9 protein-coding genes are annotated in these 11,275 nt (G+C 70.0%); 5 read left to right on the top strand and 4 right to left on the bottom strand.

Translation table 11 applies throughout. The annotated features are described in order from the left end of the window. The first annotated feature begins 32 nt into the window (after positions 1-32). The 4 genes from AC5Y7E_RS03530 to AC5Y7E_RS03515 all read left to right on the top strand — a co-directional run bounded on the left by AC5Y7E_RS03530 (position 33) and on the right by AC5Y7E_RS03515 (position 3,736). Positions 33-743 (top strand): sensor domain-containing protein, encoded by a 711-nt coding sequence (locus AC5Y7E_RS03530; RefSeq protein ID WP_499947592.1) that lies wholly within the window; start codon positions 33-35, stop codon positions 741-743. A 62-nt stretch (positions 744-805) separates the two neighbouring features. Next, complete coding sequence (locus tag AC5Y7E_RS03525) at positions 806-1,564, top strand: LamB/YcsF family protein (protein WP_499947439.1); 759 nt, start codon at positions 806-808, stop codon at positions 1,562-1,564. Continuing rightward, positions 1,564-2,481 carry an MBL fold metallo-hydrolase gene (locus tag AC5Y7E_RS03520; protein WP_499947438.1) on the top strand — a complete coding sequence of 306 codons (918 nt, stop codon included), beginning with the start codon at positions 1,564-1,566 and terminating at the stop codon, positions 2,479-2,481. Before AC5Y7E_RS03525 ends, AC5Y7E_RS03520 begins: the two co-directional genes overlap by 1 nt. A 13-nt stretch (positions 2,482-2,494) precedes the next feature. Beyond that, entirely contained in the window at positions 2,495-3,736 is a 1,242-nt protein-coding gene (locus tag AC5Y7E_RS03515) for an SLC13 family permease (RefSeq protein ID WP_499947437.1), read from the top strand. Here the strand turns inward: AC5Y7E_RS03515 and AC5Y7E_RS03510 are convergent. Then, entirely contained in the window at positions 3,733-6,375 is a 2,643-nt protein-coding gene (locus AC5Y7E_RS03510; RefSeq protein ID WP_499947436.1) for a LuxR C-terminal-related transcriptional regulator, read from the bottom strand. The genes AC5Y7E_RS03515 and AC5Y7E_RS03510 overlap by 4 nt on opposite strands. Before the next feature lie 170 nt (positions 6,376-6,545). On the opposite strand from AC5Y7E_RS03510, the gene AC5Y7E_RS03505 reads away from it, so the two are divergent. Next, entirely contained in the window at positions 6,546-7,976 is a 1,431-nt protein-coding gene (locus AC5Y7E_RS03505; RefSeq protein WP_499947435.1) for an FAD-dependent oxidoreductase, read from the top strand. Here the strand turns inward: AC5Y7E_RS03505 and AC5Y7E_RS03500 are convergent. The 3 genes from AC5Y7E_RS03500 to cysS are packed head-to-tail and all read right to left on the bottom strand — an operon-like array spanning position 7,957 to position 11,247. Continuing rightward, a complete protein-coding gene (locus tag AC5Y7E_RS03500; RefSeq protein ID WP_499947589.1) occupies positions 7,957-8,862 on the bottom strand; it encodes a glycerophosphodiester phosphodiesterase in 906 nt (301 codons plus the stop codon). The two genes, AC5Y7E_RS03505 and AC5Y7E_RS03500, sit on opposite strands and share 20 nt — an antisense overlap. A 33-nt stretch (positions 8,863-8,895) precedes the next feature. Next, positions 8,896-9,828, bottom strand: coding sequence for a 23S rRNA (guanosine(2251)-2'-O)-methyltransferase RlmB (gene rlmB / locus AC5Y7E_RS03495; protein ID WP_499947434.1), 933 nt, complete (start codon positions 9,826-9,828; stop codon positions 8,896-8,898). After that, a complete protein-coding gene (gene cysS / locus AC5Y7E_RS03490; protein WP_499947433.1) occupies positions 9,829-11,247 on the bottom strand; it encodes a cysteine--tRNA ligase in 1,419 nt (472 codons plus the stop codon). Between the last annotated feature and the right edge of the window lie 28 nt (positions 11,248-11,275).

Raw genomic sequence — 11,275 nt, 5'->3', positions numbered from 1 at the left:
GGCGTAGAGATCGACCAACGTCGGAGAAGGCAATTGTGAGCCGGCGAATCGCGTTCCTGATGCAGGCGGCGGTGTCCGCCCTGGCGACGGGCTGCACCACCGTTGTCGGCGGAAGCGCGTCGCCCGCGGACACCTCCGGCCCGTTGCCGCAGACGCCGGTGGCCGCCGCGTCCCTGGATGCGCTGTTGCTCGACGTGGATCAGATCAACTCCTCGCTCACGTCGGGCATGCGGCTCCGGTACGGCTCACAGGCGATGTGGGACTGGAGCTCGACTTTCAGCGACAGGACCTGCCTGGCGATGGACGGCCCGGCCCAGCAAGCCGTCTACGCGGACACCGGCTGGACCGCGATGCGCGGCCAGCGGCTGGATGACAACTTCGACGACCCGGCGGTCCGCAACAATTCCGCCATCCAGGCCGTGATCGCCTACCCCTCCGCGCGGAAGGCCAACACGTTCTACGACGCCTCGGTGCGACGGTGGTTCGGCTGCGCCAATCGCACGTTCGTCGAACGTCCCACGGACAAGCCCGAAATCGTGTGGAAGGTGGGCGAGGCCCACAAGGTCGGCGGCACGCTGAGCACGTCGGAGGTTCAGGACGACAGCAACGGCTGGACGTGCCAGCGGGCGCTGACCGCGCGCAACAACGTCGTCATCGACGTAGCCACCTGCGGCTCGTTTTTGCCCGGCGGGTCGGCGGTCGACCTGGCCGAGCAGATCGCCGCCAAGGTCGCCAGGCAGTAACCGCGCACCACATCGCGTCCTCCGGCTACGCCAGCGCCCGCACGCCCCCATAAGCTGGGCGGGTGGCCCGTATCGACCTCAACGCCGACCTGGGCGAGGGCTTCGGCGTCTGGCGCCTGGGTGACGACGACGCGATGCTCGGCATCGTGACGAGCGCCAACGTCGCGTGCGGTTTTCACGCCGGCGACCCGGCGGGCCTGCTGCGGGTATGCCGGTTGGCCGCCCAGCGCGGGGCCCGGATCGGAGCGCAGGTGAGCTACCGAGACCTGGCCGGGTTCGGCAGACGCTTCATCGACGTCGCCGCCGAGGATCTCATCGCCGACGTGATGTATCAGATCGGGGCGCTGCAGGCGATAGCGCGCGCGGCCGGCTCCGCGGTGTCCTACGTCAAACCGCATGGTGCGCTGTACAACACGATCGTGACCCATACCGAACAGGCGGCCGCCGTAGCCGAGGCGGTGCGGCTGGTGGATGCCCGGCTGCCGGTGCTGGGCATGGCGGGCTCAGCGTTTTTCGACGAAGCCACCCAACGCGGATTGCACACGGTCGCAGAGGCTTTCGCCGACCGGGCGTACCGGACGGATGGCCGGCTGGTGCCCCGTCGTGAGCAGGGCGCGGTGCTGCACGACCCGGCGGCGATCGCCGACCGGGTGGTGACCATGGTGGAGTCCGGGCAGGTCACCGCGATCGACGGCACCCAAGTCACGCTGAAGGTGGAATCTGTTTGCGTGCATGGCGATTCGCCGGGAGCGGTGCAGATCGCCACGGCCGTTCGTGAACGCCTCGTGGCGGCCGGCACCGAGATCAGGGCCTTCTGCTGATGCGGCTGAAACTCGGTCGCCCCGACATCGCCCGCTACGCAAGCCGGTTCGACGCCCCCGCCGCAGCACCCAACGCGCTCTCGGTGACCTGGATGGGTGTGGCGACCCTGCTGATAGACGACGGCTCGTCGGCGTTGATGACCGACGGCTACTTCTCCCGGCCCAGCCTGGCCAAGGTCGCGGCCGGCAAGTTGGCACCCTCGCCCGCACGCGTCGACGGATGCCTTGCGCGAGCGAAGGTTTCGCGGCTTGCGGCGGTGATACCGGTGCACACCCACTTCGACCACGTTCTGGACTCCGCGCTGGTCGCCGACCGCACCGGCGCGCAACTGGTCGGCGGGCAGTCCGCCGCCAACGTCGGGCGCGGGCACGGGTTGCCCGAGAACCGGATCGTCGTCGCAGTCGACGGCGAACCCATGCAGCTGGGCGCCTACGACGTCACCCTGATCGAATCGCACCACTGCCCGCCCGACCGGTTTCCCGGCGTCATCGACGAACCGGTGACCCCGCCGGTGAAGGCGTCGGCGTATCGCTGCGGGGAATCCTGGTCGACGCTGGTGCACCACCGTCCGACGGGCCGGCGACTGCTGATCCAGGGCAGCGCCGGCTTCATCGAGGGCGCGCTGGCCGGCCAGCGCGCCGACGCGGTGTACCTGTCCGTGGGGCAGCTGGGGCTGCAGCCGCGGTCCTACCTGATCGACTATTGGACCGAGACCGTGCGCGCGGTGGGGGCGCGCCGGGTGATCCTCATTCACTGGGACGACTTCTTCCGCCCGCTGACAAGACCGTTGCGCGCCTTGCCCTATGCCGGTGACGACTTGGACGCCTCCGTCGGCATCATCGACGAGCTGGCCGCACGGGACGGTGTCGCCGTGCACCTGCCCACGGTGTGGCGGCGCGAAGACCCTTGGAAGTAAGGCGATTCACACCTTGGCCCTGACGCTTGCGCTGTTGTTGCTTGCTGTGGTCCTGGCGTTCGCCGTCGCGCGCCCCGGGGGCTGGCCCGAGGCGCTGGCGGCGGTCCCGGCGGCCCTGATCCTGATCGCGGTCGGCGCGATCTCGGTGCACCAGGCGGTCAAAGAGATCGCCGACCTGTCGGGGGTGGTCGCGTTCTTGGGCGCGGTGCTGGTGCTGGCCAAACTGTGCGACGACGAGGGCCTGTTCGAAGCCGCGGGCGCGGCGATCACCCGGGGCCGGGTGGGGTCGGCCGGCCTGCTGCGGCGGGTCTTCGTCATCGCCTCGCTGATCACCGCGGTGCTGAGCCTGGACGCCGCCGTGGTGTTGCTGACCCCGGTGGTACTGGCGGCCGTGCGCCGGCAGCGCACCCGGGTGCGGCCCTACGCCTACGCCACCGCCCATCTGGCCAACGGCGCATCGCTGTTGCTGCCGGTGTCGAACCTGACCAACCTGCTGGCCTTCCACACCGCCAACATCTCGTTCACCAAGTTCACCCTCGCGATGGCGGCGCCGTGGGTCGGCGCGATCGCCGTCCTCTACGTGATCTTCCGGTGGTTCTTCGCCAAAGACCTGCGGGTGCAGCCCGATCCGGAAGACCTGGGCGCGCCGCCGCGGCCGCCGGTGTTCGTGTTGGTGGTCGTCGCGCTCACACTCGCCGGGTTCGCGGTCGCCCAGTCCGTGGGGATCGCCCCGGCCTGGGTGGCGCTGTGCGGGGCCGCGGCGCTGGCGGCGCGCAGCCTGCGGCACCGGCACACCTCGGTGTCCGACATCGTGCGCTCGGTCAACGTCTCGTTCCTGGTGTTCGTCCTGGCGCTGGGCGTCGTGGTGCAGGCGGTCATGCTCAACGGGATGGATCGGGCGATGTCGGCGGTGCTGCCCTCGGGCTCGAGCCTGCCCGCCTTGCTCGCCATCGCCGCGATAGCGGCCGCGCTGGCCAACGTCGTCAACAACCTGCCCGCCACGCTCGTGCTGCTGCCGTTGGTCGCCCCCAGCGGGCCGGTGGCGGTTTTGGCGGTGCTGATCGGGGTCAACATCGGCCCCAACCTGACTTACGTCGGTTCGCTGTCGAACCTGTTGTGGCGGCGCGTGTTACGCCAGCACGACGTCGACGCCGGCGTCGGCGAATACACCCGCCTCGGCGTGTGCACCGTGCCCGCCTCGCTGCTGGTGGCAGTGGTCGCCCTGTGGGCGTCGGCGCGGCTGCTGGGCCTCTAGGACGCGGGCGCGCCGCAGGGGCCCGATCGGATGATCGACGCCAACTCCTCGCGCGACTGCGCCCCCACCCGCTGACAGGCCCGGTAGACGTGGCCCTCCACGGTGCGCACCGACATCACCAGCGCCTCGGCGATCTCGCGGTTGGACAAGCCGGCCACGACCAGTTCGACGACATCGCGCTGCCGGCCGGACAGCTTCAGGCCGGTCGGAGTGTGCAGCGCCGGCGTGTGCAGGCCGCCGCAATCGTCGGCCAACTCCCTGGCCAGCGCCGCGGCGTACAGCCCGCGGCGACGCTGCTGGTGTTCGTCGAACACCACGGAAGCCTGCGCCGCCGCGTCGGCGGCCGCAACGCGATCGCCGATCCCCCGGTACGCCGCCGAGGCCGCCAGCAGGCCCTCGCCGTCCTTGGCCGACAACGCCTGCACGTGCGACGCGACCGCGGTGGCCAGCGGCAGCGACAACACGTCGGCCAGCTCCCGCGCCCGCACCGCCTGCGAGGCGTCACCCCATTGCGCGGCCGCCTGGATGCAGGCCAGCTCGTGCGTGGGCTGGCCGCGATCGCGGGCAAGCCGCGCCGCCTCGTGCACGCCCGCCACCGCCTCGGCCAACCGGCCGCTCGCCGCCAGGGCCCACCCGGCGGCCAGTGACAGGCCGGTGTGCATGAACGCAAAGTCGGCCGGCACGCATGACCGCGCCGCGGTGACCGCGTCGTTCGCTTCGCCGGCCTGCCCGAGCTTGGCATGCGCCTCGGCCAGCGCGAAGTAACTGGCGGGGCGCAAACCTGTTGTCACATAATGTATTTGAACTCCTGCCACCGCTTCGTGCAGCAGCCGGACCGCCTCGGCGACGGCGCCGCGGGCCAGCTCGGCGTTGCCAGACAACAGGGCGAGGTTCGCATACGCCAGCCCCGGAATGTCACGGGACGAATCGGCCAGTTCCCGTGCCGTGCTGACGAATTCATCGATCCGACCGGTCAGCCGGCAAGCACGCCCGTAGACGGCGCCGAACCAGAACCGCATATGCGATGCCTGGAACGAGGTCGTCGCCCGCCGCAGCGCCTGCCCGGCCAGGTCGGCGAGCTCGTCGACCTGACCCAGCGCCCCCATCGCCATGATCAGCGCGAGCGACGCCATCATCGCGTGGAAGCCGGGCAGTTCGGGGAAAGCCAGGGCGGCCCGGGCGTTTGCGGCCGCGACCTCACAGCGCGCCGCCACCGCATCGAGGCACGCTTGCACGGCCAACCGCTCCGCGCGCTGGGCCGGAGTCTCGGAATCAAGCGCCGCGAGACCGTCGAGGATCTCGGCCGCTTCGTCGGGCTTGAACAGGTGCCAGATCAGGTTGGCCGCCCGCACCGTCGCCCAGTGGTGGCCGTCGGGCAGGTCACCGTCGGCCATCGCGCGCAGCGCCGCCTCGGCCTGCTCGCCGCGCCCGAGCAGCGCCAGGTTCATGGCCCGCACTCCCGCCGCCCCGGGCGCACCGGCTTGGGCCGCGGCGGTGGCGAACCGGTCGGCCAGATCGAGATCCAGCAGGGTCATCGCGTGCCGTGCCGCTTCCAGGTACAGCACGGGGTCGGGATCGAGGTCGGACTCGAGACGCAGCAGCGCGCGGCGCACCGTGGCCTGCATGCCGGCGTCGCCGTCTTTGCCCAGCCGCGTCGCCAACCTGCCACGGATCTCCGACAGGTACAGCTCGCCGGCGCCCGCGCGGCGCAGCTCACCGAACAGCGGATGGGCGAGCCTGGCCGTCAACCCGCCGCCGGTGCGTTCGATGTTGACCAGCCCCATCCGCTCGGCCGCGGCCAGGTCGCTGCGCCGGGCCAAATCGCACAGCACCTCCACGTCCAGCGGCTCGCACTGCGACAGCGTGTCGATCACCAACGCCGTTTCCGGGCTGAGTCGGCCCATCTGGCGGCCCACGGTGTCGGACAGGCTCGCCGACACCGCGACATCGCCGTCCCACATCCACACCCCGGCCGTTTTGCGCATCCGCCCGGCGCCCACCTGGTCGGCCACCAGCTGTCGCAGGAACAGCGCGTTGCCACCGGTCAGCTTGTGGAACCGGTTCGCGCTGCGCGCATCGACCGGGCCGTCCAGCCTGCTTTCGATGACTTCGCGCGTCTCGGCAGCCGAAAACGGTTTGAGGTCAAGCCTTTCCAGCAGCCCGTCCTTCCACAGCGCGGTCACCGCGTCGGGCTCGTCGCTGCCGCTGCGGACGGTGACCACCAGCCGGACCCCACCGGACTGCGCCAGCTGGTGGACGACGAGCGCGGACAGGCCGTCCAGCAGGTGCGCGTCATCGACGCCCACCACCACGCGGCGCTGGCGCTGTTGCGCGACAAACGAATTGATCACTCGCCGCACATCGGTCAGCGGATCCGACTGCGCCTGGTTCATCGCATCGGTCATCACGCCGATGAACGCCCCCAGGGGCAGCGCCTGCGCCGAGTCGGTGCCGACGATCCACCTGGTCCGCTCGCCCGACGCCTCGGCGCGCCGCAACACTTCATGGGCAAGCCAGGTTTTGCCCACTCCGGCGGCCCCGGCGATCACCACGCCCGTGTGGGCGCCGCCCGGACTCAGGGCGCGGCGGATGATCCCCCATTCGCTGTCACGCCCGGTCAGCGTCTCGGCGCCGATCACTCGGCGACTATAACGGCGCGCGAGCATCGAACGCGAGGCTTTGCCGGTGTTTCGGCGACCTTACGTGTAGCCGCCGCGCAGCAATGACGTAGTCGACTACGCTGTCGGCCCCGTTTTCGGGGCATGAGCATGGCTTTTGTCAGTCAGGCGCTCAGCACAGGTGGTGGGGTATGGCAAAGGTCGGCAATCACGCATTGGTACTGGGAGCGAGCATGGCGGGTCTGGTCGCCGCGCGCACGCTCAGCGAGTTCTTCCACACGGTCACGGTGGTGGAGCGCGATCCGCTGCCCGACATCCCTCCCGAAACCGCCGCCGCTCGCCGGGGCGTGCCGCAGGGCCGCCACCTCCATGGCCTGCTGCCCCGCGGCGCTCAGGTGCTCGAGCAATTGTTCCCCGGTGTCCTCGACGAGATGGTCATGGACGGCGCACATCACCTGGATGGCCGCGACCTCTCCCGGCTCTACTATCACTTGGGCGGGCACCTGATGGTGCGCACCGGCGGCGCCCCCTCGTTCGCCGCGTATCTCGCCACCCGGCCCTTCCTCGAAGAACACGTTCGCGCGCGGCTGCGCCGCATCGCCAATGTCACCCTGCTCGACGAGCACGACATCGTGGACCTGACCACGACGCCGGACCGCCGGCGCGTCACCGGCGCCCGAATCGTCAACCGCCGGACCCGCGAGGACATCACGCTGAGCGCGGACCTGGTGCTCGATGCCACCGGGCGCGGCGCCCGCACCCCGGCATGGCTGACGGCCCTGGGCTACGAGCGCCCGGCCGAGGTGCACGTCCCGGTGCACCTGACCTATGCGAGCCAATGCCTGCGCATGGCACCGGACGCGCTGCACGAATTCGGCTTCGTCGTCGGGACGGTGCCGGGCCGGCCGCGCGGGCTGGGCATGCTGCGCGCGGAGAACGACACCTGGATGTTCACGGTTTTCGGAGTAGCGGGCCACGCGCCGCCGTCGATAGACCTGATATCCATGTGCGAGTTCGTCTGGGACTGCGCGCCGCCCCACCTGCTGGCCGCGGTCCTGGCCGCCGAACCCATCGGAGAGCCCACCCGGCACGGCCAGCCGTCCAGTCAATGGCGCCGCTACGACCAGATGCAACGCTTCCCCGAAGGCCTGCTCGTCATGGGCGATGCGATCTGCAGCTTCAATCCGATCTACGGCCAGGGCATGACGGTCGCCGCGCTGGAGGCGGTGGCGCTGCGTGACTGCTTGTCCGGTGGCACAAATCATTTGGCGCGGCGATTCTTCCGGGCCGCTGCGGTGCCGATCCGCCAGGCGTGGGAGCTGTCGGCCAACCCGGACCTGTGCCTACCCGAAATCGAGGGCACCGCACCGGTGTTCACCCGAATGCTCAACGGGTATCTCGATCGCATACTCACCGCGACCGAATACGACCCCGTCGCGGTCGATCGCTTCGTCAAGGTCACCGCGCTCATCGACCCCGCTACCCGGCTGCTGCGCCCGAATATGGTGTGGCGGGCCGCCCTGGCCAACCGCCGCAAACCGCGCCCGGGCGACGAGCGGCCGGCTCGTGCGGACGGCGACCTGGCCGGAAGCGCGGCCCCCGCTAGCCGCGCCGGTAGCTAGGCGGCAACGGCATGCCGAGCTCGGCCAGGACGCTGCGCAACACCGTCGGGTAATCGGTGATGATGCCGTCGACGCCAAAGCCGATCTGCTGACGCATGGCGGCGGCATCGTCGACCGTCCAGGGAATGACCTTGAGCCCCAACGCATGTGCGCGCTCGACGTACGGCTTGCCGGTGACCAGCTGGTAGTCCGGTGAGACGATGTCGGCGCCCACCATGCGCGCGCCGACCAGGGGATCGCCGATGCCCGTCGCCCAGGTGTGATCGTCGTACAGGGCCACCAACGGAATCGACGGTTCGGCGCCGCGCACCAGTGGCAGGGTGCGCCAGTCGAAGCTCTGGATCTGCACGCGGTCGACCTTGCCCGCGGATCGGACCGCGGCCAGTATCACGTCGACGAACTCCTGCGGTTCGGCGGACGCGCCGGGCCGATCGGCCTCCACCTTGGTTTCGATGTTGTACCGGATCGCGTCGGCGCCGTAGGAGTCGGCGAGTGCGAACACCTGCGGCAGCGTCGCTATCCTGTTGCCCCGCACCACTTCGGCCCGAGGGTAGTCGCCGAGCAGGTGCCCACAGTCCAAGGTATCGACCTGCGCCAGGGTGAGGTCGTGCACGAGCTTGCCGACGTACGGATACTGCGGGTCATTCTGGTATGCGGGAGCGGTGTCGGCGCACTTCTCGGGCTGAATCGTCGGGTCATGCCACACCAGCGGTTGCGCGTCCTTGGTGATGACGATGTCCAATTCCAATGTGCTGACGCCCAATTCGATCGCCTTGGCGAAGGCCCGTAACGATTCCTCAGTCGTCTCGCCGCGCCCGCCACGGTGGGCCTGCAGGTCGAATTCCGGGGGTTTCGCGGTGGCCGGCCCGGCGAGCAACACCGCCATCGCCAGCAGCGCGGCGGCGAGCCGGGCGATCACTCAATGCCTTCGCTGGCGTGTGATTTCGGCGAGCACCACCCCGGCGGCGACGGACGCGTTCAGCGACTCGGTGTTTCCGGCCATCGGGATGGACACGACCTCGTCGCAGTTCTGCCGAACCAGGCGCGACAGTCCCTTGCCTTCCGAGCCTACGACGACCACCAGCGGATCGGTGCCGTCGATGTCGTCGAGTGTGGTGTCACCACCGGCATCCAGTCCGACCACCCGCAACCCGCGCGCGGCCCAATCCGTCAGTGTCCGAGTCAGATTCGTGGCGCGCGCCACCGGGATGCGGGCCGCGGCCCCTGCGCTGGTACGCCATGCCACCGCCGTCACCGAGGCCGACCGTCGCTGTGGGATCAGCACCCCGTGGCCGCCGAACGCCGCCACCGAACGCACGATGGCGCCTAGGTTGCGCGGGTCGGAGATGTTGTCCAGCGCGACCAGCAGCGCCGGCGGCGAGGCGATCGCGGCGGCAACCAGATCGTCGGGGTGGGCGTAGTCGTAGGGCGGCACCTGCAACGCGATTCCCTGATGCAGGTGGTTGCTGGTCATGCGGTCCAGATCGGTGCGCGGCACCTCGAGGATGGAGATTCCCAAATCCGCTGCGCGGGTGACGGATTCGGTCAGCCGCTCGTCGGCTTCGGTGCCCAGCGCCACGTAGAGGGCGGTGGCCGGCACCCCGGCCCGCAAGCACTCCAGCACCGGGTTGCGGCCGAGCACCGTCTCGGATTCGTCGGTGCGGCCCCGCGCCGGCCGACGGGCCTGGGCCTTGGCGCGCTTGGCAGCCGGATGGTTGGGGCGCAGGTGCGCGGGAGGGGTGGGGCCGCGTCCCTCCAGGCCGCGGCGCCGCTGGCCCCCCGAACCCACGGTGGCGCCCTTCTTGGTGCCCTCCTTGCGGATCGCGCCACGGCGACGCGAGTTGCCGGCCATCTACTTGTCGCGTTTTTCTTCGTGGGCCAAAAGCTCCCACTGCGGGCCGTCGGCGGTGTCGGTGACCTCGATGCCGGCGTACTTGAGCCGGTCGCGGATCTCGTCGGCGAGCGCCCAGTTGCGTTCCTCGCGCGCCTTCTGCCGATTCTCCAGCTCCGCCTGGACCAGCACGTCGACGGCGGCCAGCGCCGCCGATGTCTCGTCGCGGGTCTCCCAGCGTTCGTCGAGCGGGTCGCAACCCAGGATGCCCATCATCGCGCGGATCGCGCCCGCATGTCGCAGCGCGCCTTCGTGATCGCCGGAGTCCAGGGCCCGGTTGCCCTCCGCGCGGGAAGCGTGCACTTCGGCCAGCGCGGCCGGCACGGCCAGGTCGTCGTTGAGCGCCTCGGCGAACTTTGGCGTCCATTGCCCGGGCTCGACGCCGCCCACCCGCACCCGAACGCGATGCAGGAAGTCCTCAACGCCCACATAGGCTTTCACCGCGTCCTGCAGGGCGACCTCGGAGAATTCCAGCATCGATCGGTAGTGGGCGCTGCCCAGGTAGTAGCGCAGTTCGGCGGCGCGCACGCGCTGCAGTAACGCCGGTATGGCCAGCACATTGCCCAGCGATTTGCTCATCTTCTCGCCGCCCATCGTCACCCAGCCGTTGTGCAGCCAGTAGCGCGCGAATCCGTCGCCGGCGGCGCGGCTCTGGGCGATCTCGTTCTCGTGATGCGGAAAGACCAAATCCATTCCACCGCAATGGATGTCGAATTCCGGCCCGAGATAGGTGCGGGCCATCGCGGAACATTCCAGGTGCCAGCCCGGGCGCCCCCGCCCCCACGGCGACGGCCATGACGGCTCGCCGGGCTTTTCGCCCTTCCACAGCGTGAAGTCGCGCTGGTCACGCTTGCAGGTGGCGACCCCCTCGCCCTGATGGACGTCATCGATCTTGTGGCCGGACAGCTGCCCGTATTCGGGATAGCTGAGCACGTTGAAGTAGACGTCGCCCCCGGCGGCGTAGGCGTGATCGGTTTCGATCAGCCGTTCCATTAGTTCGACCATCTGGGTGATGTGCCCGGTGGCTCGCGGCTCGGCCGACGGCGGCAGCACGTCCAGCGCGTCGTAGGCGGCGCTGAAGGCGCGTTCGTAGGTGGCAGCCCACTCCCACCACGGCCGACCCGCGGCGGCCGCCTTGGCCAAGATCTTGTCCTCGATGTCGGTGACGTTGCGGATGAACGCGACGTCGCAGCCGCGGGCGATCAGCCATCGACGCAGGATGTCGAAGGCCACCCCGCTGCGGACATGGCCGATGTGCGGCAGGCCCTGGACGGTGGCGCCGCACAGGTAGATGGAGACGTGACCCTCGCGCAGCGGAACGAAGTCACGCACGGCACCGGCCGCCGTGTCGTGTAGCCGCAAGCGGGCGCGATCGGTCACGACGTGCCAGCTTACCGGGTGCTTCCCA

This window comes from Mycobacterium sp. NGS17, assembly GCF_059813205.1.
This window is presented reverse-complemented; position numbering and strand designations above follow the sequence as displayed.